The organism is Methylobacterium sp. SyP6R (assembly GCF_019216885.1).
In the GTDB taxonomy this organism is placed as follows: Bacteria; Pseudomonadota; Alphaproteobacteria; order Rhizobiales; family Beijerinckiaceae; genus Methylobacterium.
This window is the reverse complement of sequence record NZ_JAAQRC020000002.1, coordinates 461737-479315: the sequence shown is the minus strand read 5'-3', so window position 1 is coordinate 479315 and position 17579 is coordinate 461737. Positions and strand designations below refer to the sequence as shown.

Sequence of the window (17579 nt, the reverse complement as noted above, 5' to 3'; positions counted from 1 at the left end):
TTTCCGATTGATCGCTTCGCGATGCGGAAAGCGGCTTCGCTCAGGCGTGTGAAGCCTACGGCTTCACCGCGCGGGCTGATGATACGAAATCCGGAAGTGATCGTCCAGATTTCGTATCAGTCGGCGAGGTCCGGTCTGCTGCACGTCTCCCTGGAGAATCGATCATCCTCCGTATCTTCGTTCTGCCTCATAAGCGAACCGCGATCGACAGCCCGGCTTCCTTCGCGATCTAATCAGCCAAGCCTTTCTTCAAGGCCCCGGTTTCGCGGGCGCGCTCGGCGTCGTCCTGTTCGGCCTTCTCGATGTCCTTCAGCGCGATCGTGACCTTGTCGATCCTGCCCGTGAAGGTGAACGGCACCCGGTAGGCCTCTGTCACCGGCGTGCCCTCATCGGCGCCGACATCCGCGCCCTCGTCGGCCGAGAAGGCGCAGCACTGGGTCTGCGCGATGCGTCCCGTGGCGACGTTTCGCCCATTGACCGAGAGGGTGCCCGTACCGCCCTTTCCGGGGCCGCCGCCGTCATACGCGAAATCGAAGCGCAAGCTCGCTTTTCCGGGAGGCAGGGGTTCATCGGCGGCGATCGTGTAACGCTCAAGGCCGAGCCAGTTGTAGGTGTAGGTCGGCCTGCCGTCGTCGAGGTAGAGGCTCCAGCCTCCGAAGCGCCCCGCCTGGGCCAGGATGGCACCGCTCGCGCCGCCGGCAGGAACGTCCAGGTCGGCCGTGATCGAGTGGGAACGATTCTTCACGTTGATGAAGGCGTGCTCCGACATCCCGGTCATGCCCGCGTGAACGGTCAGGGAGGTACGGCCGGCCATCAGGTCGGGCCGTCCGACCAGGGACGCGGTCAGGCGCTCCAGGGTGCGATCGTCGAGGGGAAGCACGGAATACTTGACCGCCTCCTCCAGGAACACGCCCTGCAACTCCTTGAGCTTGGCCGGATCGGCCGCCGCTCTGTCATGCGCGAGGCTGAAGTCGGAGCGGGTGTCGTACAATTCCCAGACATCGGTCTCGAGCGATCGGCGCGGCGTGTATTCCCAGGCCGCCCGGTGGACCGTGCCGGCGAGCCAGCCGTCCCGGTAGATGGCGCGGTTGCCGAAGATCTCGAAATACTGGATCGTGTGCCGATCGCGGGCGCCCGGATCCGCGAAGGTGTAGACGAGGCTGGTCCCTGCAATCGGAATCTGGGCCGTTCCGTTCACGCTTGTCGGCTCGGGCAGCCCGGCCGCTTCCAGCACGGTGGGCGCGATATCGATGACGTGGTGCCACTGCGACCGCACTTCGCCGCGTGCCGCGATGCCCTTGGGCCAGTGGACCACCATCCCGTTGCGGGTCCCGCCGTAGCTCGAGGCGATCTGCTTGGTCCAGGTGAACGGCGTGTCGCCCGCGACCGCCCAGCCCGCAGCGTAATGACCGTAGGTCGTCGGGCTGCCGAGCTCGTCATAATGCTTGAGGATGTCCCCCGTCTTCTCGGGCACGCCATTGAAGTAGGTCATCTCGTTGAACAGGCCGTTCATCCCGCCCTCGGCGCTCGCGCCGTTGTCCCCGACGATGTAGAAGACCAGGGTATTGTCGAGCTGGCCGGCCGCCCTGATCGCCTCGACCAGTCGGCCGGTTTCCGTGTCGGCATATTCGCCGAATCCGGCGAACACTTCCATCTGGCGGGAAAAGAGCTTCTTTTCATCGTCGCTCAAGGCGGCCCAGTCCTTGATCGCCTCGGGCTTCGGCGCGAGCGTCGTTCCCGCGGGAACGATGCCCATGGCGATCTGGTGCGCGAGCGTCTCTTCTCGCAACGCATCCCAGCCCCGGTCGAACTTCCCCTTGTACTTCGCAATCCACTCCTTCGGCACCTGATGGGGGGCGTGGGTGGCGCCCGGGGCGAAGTAGATGAAGAACGGTTTATCGGGCGTCAGCGACTTCTGATAGTTCATCCAGGCGATGGCCTGGTCGGTCATGTCGGCCATGAAATGATAGTTCGGATCGCGCGGCGGCTCGACCTGGTTCATCCCGTCGTAGAGCCGCGGGGCCCACTGGTTCGTCTCGCCGCCGATGAAGCCGTAGAACTTGTCGAATCCGGAGCGGGTGGGCCATCGGTCGGTCGGGCCGGAGGGGCTGACCTCCCAGGCCGCGGTCTCGTGCGACTTGCCGAACGCGGCCGTGCTGTACCCGTTCAGGCGCAGCATCTCGGCGAGCGGCGCGACGCCGTTGGGGCGCTGCCCGGTCTGGCCGGGGAACGCGGTCGCGGTCTCGGTGATCGAGCCCATGTTGTTGGTGTGATGATTGCGCCCCGTGAGCAGGGCGGCCCGCGTCGGCGAGCACAGGGCCGTCGTGTGGAACTGGTTGTAGCGCAATCCCCCGGCTGCGAGCGCCTCCACGGTGGGCATGGCGATCGGGCCGCCGAAGGCTCTCGACTGGCCGAAGCCCATGTCGTCGATCAGCACGATGAGGACGTTCGGCGCCTGCGCGGGCGCCTTGACCTCGAAGCGGGGCGGCGGCGTCGCGTTGCGGACGTCGAAGACGGTGCTGTGCGGAATGCGGGGCTCCGGGATCGGCAGCACCGTGCGGTCGGTGGGGAGCACGACGGCGTTCGGTCGCGACGGCGCCTGCGCGGAGACGGGACCGATCCCGATGGCCAGCATCAGCGACAGGGACGACACACCGGCCGCATGGCGCAGCATCGGTCTCATGACAGGCCTCCCCTGGAAGCATGCTGGAGTTCTTCGGATCCGGCGCGACCCCGGCGACCGGGACGGGCGAGCTGTCGATCCCGATCTCGCTCGACGCAGGGGGCTCGCACGCTCGGCTCGGCTTTCCGCACGTCGGAGGGTCCTCGATGTCGTCGATCGGGACGATCCCGTCGACGCGGGGGTTGCAGCCGCCACGGGTCCGGCGGTGGAACACCGCGACGGCGATCGATGGGCGCGGCCGTCCGATCATCGGTGGTTTTGCAGGCGCCGCTTGATCGATCGGGACTCCATCCCTGTGCAAGTTCGCATGCTTCCGCCGCTTGGGGCCGGTCTCGTCGACGGGCGAGCGCTGGAATCATGGCAACGGCCCAAGATGCTGACGCATCGATTCGATCCCAGGCAGGCCCGAGATCGACGGGGCCGTTGATCCATCTCGAATTTCCGACACCAAGCCAAAGTCTCGGCGAGAAAATTCGAGAACGGAACCAAAGGTCGTTTTCAACGACCGTTGGTATCATAGGACCGCCGACGCGATCGTGATCGCGAGCGGCATGCCGTCGAGGCGGCGGCGGGTCCCGGCGATGGTGTCCGGCTTTCGCCTTCGGCTCGTCGCTGCCCAGGGTCGCGGCGGCCCGCTCCACGAACGGCGGCACCCGCCCGGCTGCAGGGACGCGGACATGATGGACATCCGGACGGACATCGATTCGGCCAGTCGGCAACGGCGCCGGCGAGCACCATTTCGACGAGGTGGTGTTCGAGGACGTCCCCCGTCCCGAGGACGCGCTCCTCGGGCGCCAGGGCGAGGACGGGGTACAGGTCACCGGCGAGCTCGCGCGTAAGCGCAGCGGGCCGGAGCGATTCCTGTCGCCGTTCCGGCTCCTCGTCGCATCGCCCGCGGGCTCGGGCATAGATGATCGGAGATTTCCCATGACCGATGCGGTGCTCTACGAGCAGGATGGCGGCATCGTCACCCTGACGCTCAACCGGCCGGAGACGCGCAACCCGATCTCCGAGCGCGACGTGGTCGACGGCCTCGTGGCGGCGCTCGGGCGGCTCGGCGCCGACCCGTCGGTCCGGGTGGCGATCCTGACCGGGGCCGGCAGCGCGTTCTCGTCCGGCGGCGACCTGCGGGCGATGCAGGACGCCCTGGACGCGCGTGCCCGCGACCCCCACGCCACGATCGCCTATTACACGCAGGGCATCCAGCGCATCCCGCTGGCCTTCGAGGCGCTGGACGTGCCGGTGATCGCCGCCGTCAACGGCCCGGCGATCGGCGCGGGCACCGACCTCGCCTGCCTGTGCGACCTGCGCATCGCCGCCGACACGGCACGCTTCGCCGAGAGCTTCGTCAAGATCGGCATCATCCCGGGCGACGGCGGCGCCTGGCTCCTGCCGCGGATCGTCGGCTGGTCGAAGGCCTGCGAGATGGCGCTGACCGGCGACGCGATCTCGGCCGCGGAGGCCCTGGCCTGCGGGCTGGTCTCGCAGGTGGTGCCGGGGGCCGAGCTGATGACGGCGAGCCGCGCGCTCGCCGCGCGCATCGCCGTCAACCCGCCCCAGGCGGTCCGGGCGACGAAGCGCCTCCTGCGCGAAGGACGCTCCACCACCCTGCCGACCCTGCTCCAGCTCTCGGCCACGGCGCAGGCGATCGCGCATACCAGCGCGGAACACCGGGACGCGCTCGCCCGCGCCCTGGCGCGGAGGTCGAAGGGCTAAGCAGACTTGCGTTGGCAGGCCAACGCTTCGTCCGCTTAGGTTGTTGAATTATCGCAGATTTTTGTCGCAAAACCGGCCGCCACTTTTGCGAAATCTGCTTAGATCATTGTCCGACGAAGTGGATGCCGGTTCGTCGAAAGAGAATGCGACGAGGCCGGAGACCTGGAGAGCTTCGCGATCGCAACGCGATCGTGAAGCGCTCTAGCTACTCCCCTGCCCGCCGGGGGTCGGCCGGGGCGACCGGGCGTTCGTCACGCGGGTCTCCGCCATACCCGGCACGGGTCCGATCCTTCCTCGCTTCCGCGGGTGGCGTGGAGACGTGCAGCCATCGGCTGCCGTCATGGCGAGCACGGTGCCCCGAATCTTTGCAAGCGCGAGCGTGGCGCTTAGAGCTACGCGCCGTCGGCGCTCTTCCGTCGGCCCCGTCACGCTCCGCTCGTCCAAGGATCCAGCCCGCATGTGGGGGATGTCGCGCCTGTCACGGATCGTCCGGCCGCTGCGTGCGGGCGGCAGGACATGGGCAGGACGGCTGTCGACGCCCATACTCCCGGGCGCGAGCTTACGCGAGCGCCTGCTCGCCTGCCTGGGCGCCCTCATCGGCATCGCGCTCACCGGCCTGATCAGCGGCTGGATCGTCGGCCAGGGGCCGCACATCCCGATGATCGTCGCGCCCATGGGGGCGAGCGCCGTGCTGCTCTTCGCCGTCCCCGCCAGTCCGCTGGCCCAGCCCTGGTCGATCATCGGCGGCAACACGCTCTCGGCCCTGATCGGGGTGACCGCCGCCCACGTCATTCCCGATCCGGTGGCGGCGATCGGCGTCGGCGTCTCCCTCGCCATCGCGGTCATGTCGCTCACCCGCTGCCTTCACCCGCCCGGCGGCGCCGCGGCGCTGACCGCGCTGATCGGCGGCCCGGCGGTGACCTCGTCCGGGTTCCTGTTCCCGTTCGTCCCCGTCGGCCTCAACTCGCTTATCCTGGTCGGCCTCGGCATCGTGTTTCACCGGCTGGCCCGCCGCCAGTATCCCCATGTCCCGGCCGCGGTACCGGCCAATGCCCACGACACGGCGGACCTGCCCGCCGCCTTGCGCGTCGGATTCCATGCCGAGGACATCGACGCGGCTTTGCTCACTCTCAACGAGTCCCTCGACATCGACCGCGCCGACCTCGACCGGCTGCTGCGCGAGGTCGAGCACAAGGCGCTCGTCCGGTCCCGCGGCACCGTGACATGCGCCGACATCATGTCCCGCGACGTCGTCACGATCGGGCTGCACGAGCCGGCCGCCCGGGCACGGGAGCTGCTGTTCAAGCACGACGTCCGCACGCTGCCGGTCGTGGACGAGAGGGACCGGCTCGTCGGCACGGTCGGGCTGCGCGAGGTGACGCTGCAGGCCGCGGGCGACATCGCACAGGCGCTCTCGGCCGCCAGGACCGCCGGGCCGGACGAGCCCGCGGCGGCCCTGGTTCCGGTCCTCACCGACGGCCGCACCCACGCCGTCGTCGTGACCGGGCCGGATCGCCGCGTGCTCGGGATCGTGACGCAGACCGACATGCTGGCGACCCTGGCCCGTGCCGCCACCGCGCAGGCCCTGCTGCCCTCGTGAGCGGGCGACGCCGAAGCGAGGAAGCGCGCGCAGGTCCCGGTACCGGCCGTCATCCGCCTGGCGAGGGCCCGATCGTTGCATGGGGGTAGCGGCCCACGAACGGCCCGCCCGCAGGGACGATATCCATGCCCGATGCCCCCCAGGTCCTCACCCTCCTGCACGCCGCCCTCATGGTGGCGAGCATGATGATCACCTGGCAGGTCTACCTGCTCGGCAAGCGGTAGGGACCGCACCGGTGTCGCCGGGGCGGAAGAACAGGCCGGCCTGAAGGCTCGCGCCGATCCGCTCGGCCCGCGCCTGCAGGGCCTCCGCCTCGTCCGGGGCGAAGCACGAGGCGGCCGTCTCCCGGAACAGGGCGAGCCACCGCGCAAAGTGCTCCGGTCTCAAGGCGCCGAGCGCCTGGTGCCGGCCGAACGGATTGCCCTTGTAGCGGCCCGTCTTGAACAGGACCGACGACCAGAATGCCTCGATCGTCGCCATGTGCCGGGGCCACTCGGCCTCCGGAATCGCGGCGGCGAAGACCGGCCCGACGAGCGGGTCGCTGCGGACGCGCGCGTAGAAGGCTGCCAGGAAGGGGGCGAGGCTGCTCTCGTCCAGAATCATCCGAGCCATTCCCGTTGGATGCCGACCGGTGCGGGCCCGTGCAAGGGCTGGCGGATCGCCTTTGCACCATTCCGCTTCGTGCGTCGGTGCCGCATGGCTGTTAACCGCGGCTAACTCCGGTGGCGACCGAGACGGCAGGGCAATCAGAAACGCGCATCGGTCAGGTGCGCGAGCTGGGCCCCGGCCTCGTAGAAGGCCTCCTTCAGCCGCCGCCGGGGCGCCGCGACCGGATCGGTGACCGGGAGCGGCAACGCGTCCTCACCGATCGCGCCGGCGACGAGTTGGGCGAGGCAGCGGCCGAAGACCGTGCCGGGCGCGATGCCCCTGCCGTTGTAGCCGCTGAACGAGACGACGTTCCGGCCAAGGCGGTGGAAGCGCGGCAGGTTGTTCACCGTCATGCCGATCTCTCCGTACCACTCGGTCTCGAAGGATACGCCCGCGAGTTGCGGAAACAGCCTGGCGAGGGCCCGCCGGCCCCAGCCGCGGTGGATGGGCAGGCCCGTCCCGCGTAAGGCGCCGACGCTGCCGAAGACGAGCCGGCCCGCCTGGTCGAACCGGAACGAGCTCAGCACCTCGCGGGTATCCCAGGCGCCCTGGCGCTCGGGCAGGATCGAGCGGCGCAAGTTGTCGCTCAACGGTGCGGTCGCCATGTTGAAATACGGCAGATGGACGAGTTCCGTCCGGATCTCCGGCCAGACCGCGCTGGTATAGGCGTTGGTCGCCACGATCACCTGGGCGGCCTCGACGCGGCCGTGCGGGGTGTCGAGCCGCCAATGCGTGCCCGCATCGATGACGGCGACGACCGGGCTGCCGGTGTGGATCCGGGCCCCGGCCTTGATCGCAGCGCCTGCGAGGCCGCGGGCATAGGCGAGCGGCTGGATGGTGCCGGCTCGCGCATCGAGCAGCGCGCCCGCATAGGCGCGGGTGCCGACCTTGGCCGCGGTCTCCTCCGCGTCGAGCAGCCGGACCGGCGCGCCGCGGGCCTGCCACTGGCGGGCGCGCTCCTGCAACTCGGCGAGGCCCTTCTTGCCCACCGCGCAATGCAGCGTTCCCCGGCGCTCGGGCTCGCAGGCGATGCCGTGCCGCTCGACGAGATCGAACACCGCGGCGGGTGCTGCGCCGAGCAGGTCGAGGAGGGCTGAGCCGTAGCGATCGCCGAGTTCGCCCGGCAGGTCGTCGGGCATGACCCACATCCCGGCATTGACGAGCCCGACATTCCGGCCCGACCCGCCGAATCCGATCTCGACGCCTTCGAGAATCGCAACGCTCGTCCTCCCTTCCGCGAGGTGGAGAGCGGCGGACAGGCCCGTGAACCCGCCGCCGACGATCGCCACATCGACCGCGATCCGACCCTCGAGTGGCTGCGTCGGCGGAGCCGGGGGAGCCGAAAGCTCCCAGAGGCCGTGGCTGCGCGGATCATCTCTCATGGATCGTCACTCGCGATAGGGCGGACCGGAATCGGCACGGCGCGAGCGATACCGGCGCGCGGCGCACCTGTCTTGTGCGGCGGGGGGCGCCCCATCGAACCCAGCCCATGTCGCACGCGGCCCGTGTCGCACGGGCCGAGATTCGTGGCTTGCCTCGACGATGTGAAGTCCCTCCCCTGCCACCCGCCGCCACATCGCGGGAGACATTCGAGCCCGCCTCGATTCCGAATCGCAACCGGTCTGCGGCACGGTTGCGATTCGGAATCGAGAAGTCCGAGCCGGTGGCGGCGGTTCCGAGCGACCCGGCCTGTGAGAATCGCGAGGACGCCGGAATGGCGGGACCGCGGACCATGGCGCACGGCGCAATCCTCGACGGGACGATCCGGCACGGGCCGCCGGCCGGAGCATCATGCGGCGGCAAATCGGCGGAGCGCCGACGCTTCGGTCGCCGCGACTGTGCATCGGCCTTCGACATCGGAGGATACGGACCGGTTCAGGGCCTGTGGTCGGTGGAGGTGAGTCGCTGTTCTGCCTCTCTCGACTGGCACGAAAACCGTGCTTGTGCGAATCGAGGCGTGAGCGGACCGAAATACGCCTCTCCCTCTTCTTCCTCGGAATCGAATGATTTTTGTCAGCCGAAGGCGTTTCAAGAATCTGTTTCTCTAGTTTTGATTCTAAGTTTTAGGTGCCTGACCACGCCCTAAAGCGATGATCGTTAAGGTAAATTTCCGGTTGCCGGAGTCCCAAGTACGGCGCTGCCGGATCGATCTACGCCGTCGACAGATCGATGTACGGCGCGTCCCGGAGTGATGTACGCCAGGATTCGGCTTATCCACAGCCGTCCACAGGGGCCGTTTTTGTCATGATCGGGCCGGACCGATGTACGGCGCCCGCCAAAATCCGGGGTCACCGATTCGCTTCTAGGCCGTCTCGCTTTTTGGCAAAGCCGGGCGGATCGAAATACGGGGGTTTTGGCAGCCCCCTCCCCTGCCCGGTTTTGTCACGGATTGCCGGACTCATGTACGGCGGATTTGTCATTGGACCGGTTCACCATCCGCAGCACCGGCTCGCGCTCGCCGTCGATGATGCTGAGGTCGTAATCGGGCAGCGGCACCGCCGCCTCGACGATCTCCTTGATCGCCTGACGGAATTTGTGCTTGGGCAGCTTCGAGCCGCTCCGCTTGTGGAGTTCGGTCATGCCGTAGCGGGCTTCCGTCTGCCCGGCCGCCTTGCGGGCGAGGCGGTAGAGGAACTTGGCGATCGGCCGCGTGATCAGGAAGTAGTCCGGGTTCAGGGTCAGGATCGACGGCTTGCCGTCGGGCTTGACGACGCCCTCGTAGACCCAGTCCGGAATGTCGATCTCGACCTGGTCGATACGGTCGGCGCTGGTCCGGGACACGACCTTGTAGCGGCCGATCAGCGGAAACGCCTCGGTCTCGCGGCGGCGCGTCTTGGCCTTGTCGCTCGACAGGTTGGTGATCTTGATGCGGGTCGCCTGCAGGCGATCGAGTGCGCGCTCGAGATCCTCGTACTGCTTGCCGCCGAGCTCACGCCGGCAGAATTTCAGGATCTCCGAGGCGGCGGGCCGGTAGGTCCGGGGCGGCAGGGACGGACGCAACCCCTTGGAATCGTCGATCCGGTACTGGCGCGTCTGCTCCGCCAGATGCGAGATCATGTTGATGACGATGTCGTAGTCGTAAGCCGTGGCGAGCCCGACCTCGGCGCCGCCCTCGACGGTGATGACGGAATCCTTCAATTCGTACCGGATCACCCCCTCCCCCGTCGTCTTCGACAGGGCGAAGGGCGCGATGTCCATCAGGTTCATGTCGTCCTTGATCGGCGCGTCGTGGACGGTCGGCACGAAGAAGGCCAGCTGGGCGTCGTCGATCGGCGGCGGCCGGACGAGGGCGCGCGGGGGCCTCACCACCTCGTGCTCGACGATCTTGGCGACCTCCTCGGAGCGGATCGCCTCCGCCAGGACCGTGAGGGATTTTCGGAGCGGCTCCTCCTCGCCGAACTCCGCGAGCTTCAGGTCCGCGAAGGAGCGTCGGCTGTAGAAGCGCCGGATGCGGCTGAGGCCATCCTTCGACAGGCGGGTGAACTCGTCCCCGCGTAAGTGCGCGACCTGCTGCGCGACGCCTTGCAGGTACTCGTTCTTCTCGTGGAGCGAGAGTTGGGCGAACTCCTCGCGCGTCTTGAGATGCAGCTTCGCCATCGGCATACCAGTTCCTCAAGCGCTACCATAGCACAGTACCACCTTGCGCATTCGTCTCCAGATTCGCGGTGTCGTGCGGGCCGGTGGCTTCGGCCGTCCGGACACCGCACGGCGATCGGTTGGCGGACGACTCCCCTTCAGGCCTCCCTTCCCGGCCCGGACGGCGCGACGGCGATTCGATCGCCCATCGCCGCAAAGTATCCGGTGAGGCGCGAGCACGGCGTGACGACGCGGGACCGACCCCGCAGGAAGGCCGCCACGATCCGGCGGTGCGGTTCGGAGCGGGAGCGCCACCGACCGGCGGGACGATATCGGGGCGGTCGGCATATCGTTAAGCAAAGGATAATCGATGCCGCATGGGCGAGACCGACGGTGGCCGCATTCTCATCACGCGCACCGGCCGCCCCTCCCAGGCGCCCGGCATGACGGCCTATCCGAGCCGGAACGTTGTTCATGGTATGATGCGCCGCAGGTCCGGACGTCGGCCAAGCCGGCACGGCGCTTGAGCAGACCCTGTCGGCGCATGGCCCGGCCGTCGGCCGGCAACCGCAGGAGCGATCGGGCGCCGCTCTGGGTCCGCCCCCACGCGCGGACGGGCACGCTGCGGCATTCTTCCCCACATGGTGCAGGGCTGGTCTGGCAGGCAGAATCCGTGCCTCGTCCTTCCCCGAGACGACCTGCCCCATGGCGGAGGAAGGTCGTGACGTGCAGGCTTGCGACGCATCGCGGCGTTGTGGCTCCCGGTTACCGAAGCCCCCCGTCGCTTCGCCATCCGGCAGGCGTTAGCCGCGGCTAACACATGTCCTCGGCCATCCCTGCAAGCGCGTGTCGTGAAGGTGAAGGCGACGACGAGCAGCGCGCATTCCGTCGGCCGGGTGATCGCGCTCGACGCTCCTCCGCGCCCTGACCCGCCCCGGTTGCTCGCCCGGTGGCTCCGCGAAGCCGGGAAGCGACCCGCGTTAGCCGCGGCTAACACGCGCGCACCGCCCGAACCGGATCGTCGAATTACCGGCGAGATACCGCTTGAATATCGCCCGGAATCGCTTCTACCCTGCCAGCCGCGCAGTTTCATCGATTCTGCCGATAAATGCGATTCTGGCCACGGACGACGAGATGAGTGCGGAGACGGCGAATGCGGCGGCCATGCCCGGGGCGGCGCCTCCTTCCGAGCTGAAAGAGCTGGTGCAGCGTCACGGCGCCGAGCTCTCCGCCCAGCTGCAGGCCCACCACCGCAACATCTTCCCGCCGGAAGCCGAGAAGACCATCCGGCCGTTCAGCCCGGCGGAAGCCGCCCGGCTGCTCGGGATCCACGAATCCTACCTCCGGCAGGTCGCCACCGAGGAGAACGGGATCACGCCTCTGGTGAAGAACGGCCGCCGCAGCTACTCGGTCGAGGATATCCACGAGCTGCGCAAGCGCCTGGACCAGGGCACGCGCGGGAACCGCCGCTACCTGCCGCATCGCGGCCCGGGCGAGCACCTGCAGGTCGTCACGGTGATGAACTTCAAGGGCGGTTCCGGCAAGACGACGACCGCGGCGCATCTCGCCCAGCACCTTGCGCTACACGGCTACCGGGTGCTCGCCATCGATCTCGATCCGCAGGCCAGCCTCTCGGCCCTGTTCGGGCACCAGCCCGAGACCCATGTCGGGCCGAACGAGACGCTGTACGGCGCGATCCGCTACGACGACCAGCGCCGCCCGATCGCCGAGATCGTCCGGGGCACCTACATTCCCGGCCTGCACATCGTCCCGGCCAATCTCGAACTGATGGAGTTCGAGCACGATACCCCGAAGGCCCTGCTCCAGCGCCGCTCCGGCGACACCCTGTTCTTCGCCCGGATCGGCCAGGCGATCGGGCAGGCGCAGAACCTCTACGACGTCGTCGTGATCGATTGCCCGCCGCAGCTCGGATACCTGACGCTCTCGGCGCTGACCGCCGCGACCGCGGTGCTGATCACCGTCCATCCCCAGATGCTGGACGTGATGTCGATGAGCCAGTTCCTCCAGATGACCGGCGATCTGCTCGACGAGGTGTCGCGGCACGGGGCCTCCACCTCCTACGACTGGATGAAGTACCTGATCACCCGGTTCGAGCCGGGGGACGGGCCGCAGAACCAGATGGTGGCGTTCCTGCGCTCGATCTTCGGCGAGCACGTCCTGATTCACCCGATGCTGAAGAGCACGGCGATCTCGGATGCGGGCCTCACCAACCAGACCATCTTCGAGGTCGAGCGGCAGCAATTCACCCGCTCGACCTACGACCGCGCCGTGGAAGCGGTGACCAACGTGAACACCGAGATCGAGGCCCAGATCAAGAAAGCCTGGGGGAGGGCGGTTTGAGCAGGAAGGCGCTGTTCGGCGCGATCGGCAATCGCGAGTCTCAAGCCCCCGAGGTCCCGGCCCCCGCGGTCGCCCGCGTGCGGGCGCGGCCCATCCTCGGCTCGCCCGACCTCATCGCGGACACGGCCGCCAAGCCCGTGGGCGCCATCAGCCAGTCGCTCGGCGAGGTCAGCGAGCGCGCCAAGCGTGCCGAGGAGATCGAGAAGAAGCTGACCGAAGGCCAGGTCATCGTCGCGATCGACACGGACCTCGTCGACCCGTCCTTCGTCTCAGACCGCATGCCGGTCTCCGAGCAGGCGCTGGCGAGCCTGGCCGAAAAAATCCGCGACCACGGCCAGCTCAACCCGATCCTGGTCCGGCCCCATCCGGAGGCGCCTGGCCGCTACCAGGTCGCCTTCGGCCACCGCCGGCTGCGGGCGGTGACGGCGCTCGGCCTCCCGGTGCGGGCCGTGGTCCGCGAGCTGACGGACGAGCAGCTGGTCGTCGCGCAGGGACAGGAGAACCACGAGCGCGAGGATCTCTCCTACATCGAGAAGGCGCTGTTCGCGCATCGCCTGGAGCGGCGCGGCTTCACCCGCGCGACGATCATGGCGGCGATGTCGATCTACAAGAGCGACCTGTCGAACATGCTCTCGGTCGCCACCAGGATCCCCGAGGAGATCATCCACGCCATCGGTCCGGCGCCCGGCATCGGCCGGCGGGCCTGGCTCGATCTGGTCGGCCTGATGGCGGAGGAGGGGCGGGCGGATGCGATCCGTAGGGCGATCGCCGATCCGGCCTTCGCCGCGCTCGAGAGCGAGGCCCGGTTCAAGCAGGTCATCGCCGCGACGAAGCCGCCGCCGGTCCGGGCCAAGGCGGAGAGCTGGTCCACGGCGAACGGCGAGACGCTGGCGAAGGTAACGCAGGACGAGGACCGCGTCTCGCTCACCATCGACCGGCGCAAGTCGCCGGACTTCGCCGAGTTCGTGCTGACCCGCCTGCGCGACCTGTATGCGGAGTTCAAGGCCGGCGCGTGAGCGCCGGTCCCGGTGGTGTATCACGAGCCCGCGACGGTGAAGCTTCGCTTCACACGCCTGAGCGAAGCCGATTTCCGCATCGCGAAGTGATCAGCGGAGAATCGTGTGAGAGGAGCGACGACGCTCCCGTCGTGCCGCCGCCGGCCTATGATCCGGTCCGTCTGACGTCGTTCTGACGCACGGACGTCCTTCGCCCGCCGACAGCCGAGAACGACCTCCGTAGCGAGGTGGTCGCATTCACGCATCTCGGTGCGAGCGCTTCCCCCTTCGGGGATAGCGCAGCTCTCCTCCCCCAAGGAGGACATCGCTTTTTTACAACGAGTTCGTCGTCAGGGACGGGGGGTGGACCTGCGGTGGCGGGGGAGGGGGCTTCGAGGGACCCGTCTGCACCGCGAAATGAAGGAGCCGATCGGGAAGCGGACCGTCGGCGCAGACGGCTTTCGACGGGGCATAGTATGATGATGAACGCTCCCGTGCGCGCAGCCACGAAGACTTGCGATGCCGGCGAGCCGATTTCGGCGAAAGCAAAGAATGTTCGACTGTACCGCCAAATTGTGAGATCGATTGCCCGATGCTTCGACGTGGACGATATTTCATGGCCGCTTCGATGCACGATCTTCGCAGCTGGCAAGACGAATTGTTCGTCCTTTGCAATCCGGACGAGCGAGTCCTGAGCCGGCCATCGAGATTTTTTCTGATCTGAAATTGCAATCACCCACCTCAGGGTGTAATTGATTCGAGCGCAGTAGACACGCATCGGGTCGATGCCTTCGAGGTCAATCATCTCACAGCATCGAAGATCGTCGATCTGATGGTGTGCTTTGAAGATGCATTATTTGCATCCTCTTGTCTTCGCTGAAGATTTTGCCGCGGTTCTGAAAATCCACGAATAATTTCCAGTCGATGCGCAGTCATCGATGAACCTCGTCGGAGGATGCCGTGACGACGCCCTTAGCCCATGGTGCCTTTCCGCCCACGCAGCGGGTCGGGATTCTCGTCTACGACAACTTCGAGCCGATCGACGTGTTCGGGTTCGCGGAGGCGTTCACGATCGCCCGGTTCGTCGGAACCGGTTACGACAGCCCGCCGCCCTATCCGTTCTCGGTCAAGCTGATCGGGCATCGGCGCGAGCCGGTGCGGAGCATCAACGGCCCCGCCGTCATGCCGGATTGGGACATGGCCGAGGCGCTGGCCGAGGCGCTGGCCGAGCCGCTGGACGTCCTCATGATCCCGGGCGGCGGCGGAACCTGGCCCCTCCTCGACGAAACGACCGACCCCGAGGGCGTGGCGGCTTTGCTCGACTGGGTCCGCCGGATGGACGAACGGGTGAAGCTCATGGCGTCGGTCTGCACCGGCGCCGCGGTGCTCGCCCGCGCCGGGCTGCTCGACGGCCATCCCGCCACCACCAACCATGCCAGCTTCGCCTGGGTGGCGCAGCACGGGCCGGCCGTCCTCTGGGACAGCGTCTCGCGCTGGGTCGATGCGGGCCGCTACGCGACGTCCGCCGGCGTCTCGGCGGGGATCGATCTCGGCTTCTACCTCGTGTCGCGGCTCGCCGGCCGCGCCGTGGCCGAGAATGCCGTCGCCTCGGCCGAGTACGACTGGCACCGCGACCCGCAGATGCCGATCGACTACCCGCAGCGGGCGCAAGCCTGATCGCCGGACCATCAAGAGAGACGGAGACGCACATGCGGTTCACACGGCGCGCGTTCGTGGGCACGGCCCTGGCGGCCAGCATCGCCCCGCCGATCGGACGGGCCAGGGCGGCGGCGCGGTACAAGAGATGCCTCGTCACCACGCCGGAGGGGCAGAAGGCGCTGGCGAGCTACGCCAAGGGCGTCCAGGCGATGCTGAAGCTGCCGGCCGACCATCCCCACAACTGGTTCCGCAACGCGTTCGTCCATCTCATGGATTGTCCGCACGGCAATTGGTGGTTCTACGTCTGGCATCGCGGCTATATCGGTTATTTCGAGCAGACGATCCGCAAGCTCAGCGGCGATCCGGACTTCGCGCTTCCCTACTGGGACTGGACGCAGGAGCCCAAGATCCCGGATGGCATGTTCGGCCCCGGGCTGACGCCGACCGATGCCGCGTTCGAGCCGTATACGAAGACGCTCGACATCTTCACGGCGTATTTCAAGCCCGGCTTCGAGCGCTACTGGGGCGGCCTCACGCCGGCCCAGCAACAGCAACTCGCCGCGCGCGGCTACAAGACTCTCGGCAATGCCTGGAGCGACGTGACGGGCATCGACGGGAAGGGCAAGTACGATCCGGGGAACGAGGCCTTCGCGGCCACGTCCCGCGCCCGGTACCTCTCCCGCGACAAGCCGGGTCTTGACGCGGGCGCCACAACCGCCGTGTCCAAGTACACCGTGCTTGCCGGATTGCTCGCACCGCACTTCAACGACCCGACCGTCTCGCTCAGCTTCACCAGCTCGAAGAGCCCGTCCCATACCGCCCCACCCGCCGAGAAGCCGGCTTTCTCGGTTCTCGAAGGGCAGCCGCACAACCTCGTCCACAATTGCATCGGCGGGGTCGGGCCTTTCGATCCGGGGCCGTACGGCAACATGACGAACTTCCTCTCGCCGGTCGATCCGATCTTCTTCCTGCATCACGCCAACATGGACCGCCTCTGGGACGTCTGGGTCCGCAAGCAGCAATCGTTCAAGCAGCCGTATCTCCCGGAAGGGAAGGACCTCGATCTTCTTTCGAAGGAGCCGTTCCTGTTCTTCGTCGATGCGGACGAAAAGGCGGTCCTCGACGGCAAGGCCGGCGACTATCTCTCGACCGACCGCTTCAACTACGAGTACGACCGCGCGGGCTACGGCGAGGAACTGATCGGATCGACGATCGCGGCGCCCGTCCCCGCGGCGCCGACGCTGACGACCGCCCGTGCGACCGGCAATGCCGCGTCCCTCAGCCTGCCGGCTGCGGCCCTGCGGCGACCGGGGGCCGCGGCCGAGACCGCGCGGCCGATCGTGGCGCTGATCACGCTCGATCGCGCGGCGGCCGGCTCGGATGTCAGGCAGTTCCGTGTGCTGCTCGGCGACGCTGCGGGGAGCGATGCGAACCCCGCCGGCACGATCGGGTTCTTCGGTCCGGCCATGGCGCATGGGCATGGCGGCCACGAGACGACCTTCGCGATCGCCCTGCCGCCGACGAATCCCGTTCTGGCCGATCGGGCGAAGGCGGGCACCAGGCCTGCGGGTGCGGGCGAGAGGCCGGCGGACGTGGTGGTGCGGGTCGTGCCCGCGGATGGCGGGAGGAACGCACCCAACGTTCTCAAGTCCGTCGCCATCGGGCCGCTCTAGCATGTCGCGCCGGATGCCCGGTCACGCGTCGCGGGCGCGGCGGCGCGGCGGGCATGCGGCGCCGGCCGGCCGGCGGGCGCTGCGGGCGGCGATCCTCCTGGTGCTCGCCGCCATGCCCGCCCATGGTCAGGACAGATCTGTGCAAGAGGGACCCGGTCGAGAGGGATCGGACATGGAGCGGACGTTCACGCTCTCCCGGCCGCCCGCCGGGCCAGCCGGTGCCTTCCTCGAAGTGGAGGTCGGGGCCTTGCCGGCCGGCCGTCGGGTCGACGTGACCACGCCGTCGGGTGTCCCGATCGGCACGGTCGCGCCGTTCGGTCCGGCCGCCCGCGGCGGCGGTGGCGTCTACACGCTGCCGGTGCCGGCCGGCGCCATCCGGGACCGGACGTTGTCCGTTCGCGTCACGATCGTCGGAGGGGGCGAGCCGGCGCGCGCGCCGACCGCCGCGGAAGTGACGAGCCTGAAGCTGCTGACGCCCGACCTCACCCGGTAGGGCGCCAGGGCGGCGGCGGACCGACGATCGCGCGCCACCGACTGCCTGGCTTCGGTCTCGAATCGTCGCCAAGCCCTCGAGCATTTTTTTACGACGAAGTGGATGCCGGTTCGTCGAAGAACATGCGGCATGACCAAAGACCTGGAGAGCTTCGCGATTGCAACGCGATCGTGAA

General features: G+C 68.1%; 12 protein-coding genes. 8 read left to right on the top strand and 4 right to left on the bottom strand.

All coding sequences use genetic code 11. The features are described from left to right. Positions 1-229: 229 nt before the first annotated feature. Positions 230-2674 carry an arylsulfatase gene (locus HBB12_RS31495; protein WP_442919399.1) on the bottom strand — a complete coding sequence of 815 codons (2445 nt, stop codon included), beginning with the start codon at positions 2672-2674 and terminating at the stop codon, positions 230-232. A 29-nt stretch (positions 2675-2703) separates the two neighbouring features. Here HBB12_RS31495 and HBB12_RS31490 point away from each other — a divergent pair, with 29 nt between their 5' ends. From HBB12_RS31490 to HBB12_RS31480, 3 genes are all read left to right on the top strand, one after another. Then, positions 2704-2958 (top strand): hypothetical protein, encoded by a 255-nt coding sequence (locus HBB12_RS31490; protein WP_236993027.1) that lies wholly within the window; start codon positions 2704-2706, stop codon positions 2956-2958. A gap of 652 nt (positions 2959-3610) precedes the next feature. Continuing rightward, the gene (locus tag HBB12_RS31485; protein WP_236993518.1) at positions 3611-4399 is read left to right on the top strand and encodes a crotonase/enoyl-CoA hydratase family protein; all 789 of its coding nucleotides are present in this window, start codon (positions 3611-3613) and stop codon (positions 4397-4399) included. A 466-nt stretch (positions 4400-4865) separates the two neighbouring features. Then, the gene (locus tag HBB12_RS31480; protein ID WP_236993517.1) at positions 4866-5999 is read left to right on the top strand and encodes an HPP family protein; all 1134 of its coding nucleotides are present in this window, start codon (positions 4866-4868) and stop codon (positions 5997-5999) included. A gap of 189 nt (positions 6000-6188) precedes the next feature. On the opposite strand, the gene HBB12_RS31475 is transcribed toward HBB12_RS31480, so the two are convergent. The 3 genes from HBB12_RS31475 to HBB12_RS31465 form a co-directional block, all read right to left on the bottom strand. After that, the gene (locus HBB12_RS31475; RefSeq protein ID WP_236993026.1) at positions 6189-6611 is read right to left on the bottom strand and encodes a group III truncated hemoglobin; all 423 of its coding nucleotides are present in this window, start codon (positions 6609-6611) and stop codon (positions 6189-6191) included. Between the two features lie 134 nt (positions 6612-6745). Beyond that, positions 6746-8029, bottom strand: coding sequence for an NAD(P)/FAD-dependent oxidoreductase (locus HBB12_RS31470; RefSeq protein ID WP_236993025.1), 1284 nt, complete (start codon positions 8027-8029; stop codon positions 6746-6748). Positions 8030-9029: 1000 nt separating this feature from the next. Continuing rightward, on the bottom strand, positions 9030-10250 hold the full coding sequence (locus tag HBB12_RS31465; protein WP_236993024.1) for a replication initiator protein A: 1221 nt from the start codon (positions 10248-10250) through the stop codon (positions 9030-9032). 1107 nt (positions 10251-11357) lie between these two features. On the opposite strand from HBB12_RS31465, the gene repA reads away from it, so the two are divergent. From repA to HBB12_RS31440, 5 genes are all read left to right on the top strand, one after another. Next, positions 11358-12584 (top strand): plasmid partitioning protein RepA, encoded by a 1227-nt coding sequence (gene repA, locus HBB12_RS31460; protein WP_442919386.1) that lies wholly within the window; start codon positions 11358-11360, stop codon positions 12582-12584. Next, on the top strand, positions 12581-13600 hold the full coding sequence (gene repB / locus HBB12_RS31455; RefSeq protein WP_236993023.1) for a plasmid partitioning protein RepB: 1020 nt from the start codon (positions 12581-12583) through the stop codon (positions 13598-13600). The genes repA and repB overlap by 4 nt, the downstream gene beginning before the upstream one ends. A gap of 939 nt (positions 13601-14539) precedes the next feature. Further along, positions 14540-15256, top strand: coding sequence for a DJ-1/PfpI family protein (locus HBB12_RS31450; RefSeq protein ID WP_236993022.1), 717 nt, complete (start codon positions 14540-14542; stop codon positions 15254-15256). Between the two features lie 32 nt (positions 15257-15288). Then, positions 15289-16911 carry a tyrosinase family protein gene (locus tag HBB12_RS31445; RefSeq protein ID WP_236993021.1) on the top strand — a complete coding sequence of 541 codons (1623 nt, stop codon included), beginning with the start codon at positions 15289-15291 and terminating at the stop codon, positions 16909-16911. Positions 16912-16924: 13 nt separating this feature from the next. Continuing rightward, the gene (locus HBB12_RS31440) at positions 16925-17404 is read left to right on the top strand and encodes a hypothetical protein (protein WP_236993020.1); all 480 of its coding nucleotides are present in this window, start codon (positions 16925-16927) and stop codon (positions 17402-17404) included. Positions 17405-17579: the final 175 nt, after the last annotated feature.

Bases quoted from the DNA above. Each gene is read 5' to 3' on its own strand.
- HBB12_RS31485 (WP_236993518.1), top strand. From the start codon at position 3,611: ATGACCGATGCGGTGCTCTACGAGCAGGATGGCGGCATCGTCACCCTG.
- HBB12_RS31465 (WP_236993024.1), bottom strand. From the start codon at position 10,250: ATGCCGATGGCGAAGCTGCATCTCAAGACGCGCGAGGAGTTCGCCCAA.
- HBB12_RS31495 (WP_442919399.1), bottom strand. From the start codon at position 2,674: ATGCTGCGCCATGCGGCCGGTGTGTCGTCCCTGTCGCTGATGCTGGCC.
- HBB12_RS31475 (WP_236993026.1), bottom strand. From the start codon at position 6,611: ATGGCTCGGATGATTCTGGACGAGAGCAGCCTCGCCCCCTTCCTGGCA.
- repA (WP_442919386.1), top strand. From the start codon at position 11,358: ATGAGTGCGGAGACGGCGAATGCGGCGGCCATGCCCGGGGCGGCGCCT.
- HBB12_RS31440 (WP_236993020.1), top strand. From the start codon at position 16,925: ATGCCCGGTCACGCGTCGCGGGCGCGGCGGCGCGGCGGGCATGCGGCG.
- HBB12_RS31490 (WP_236993027.1), top strand. From the start codon at position 2,704: ATGCTGGAGTTCTTCGGATCCGGCGCGACCCCGGCGACCGGGACGGGC.
- HBB12_RS31445 (WP_236993021.1), top strand. From the start codon at position 15,289: ATGCGGTTCACACGGCGCGCGTTCGTGGGCACGGCCCTGGCGGCCAGC.
- HBB12_RS31480 (WP_236993517.1), top strand. From the start codon at position 4,866: ATGTCGCGCCTGTCACGGATCGTCCGGCCGCTGCGTGCGGGCGGCAGG.
- HBB12_RS31470 (WP_236993025.1), bottom strand. From the start codon at position 8,029: ATGAGAGATGATCCGCGCAGCCACGGCCTCTGGGAGCTTTCGGCTCCC.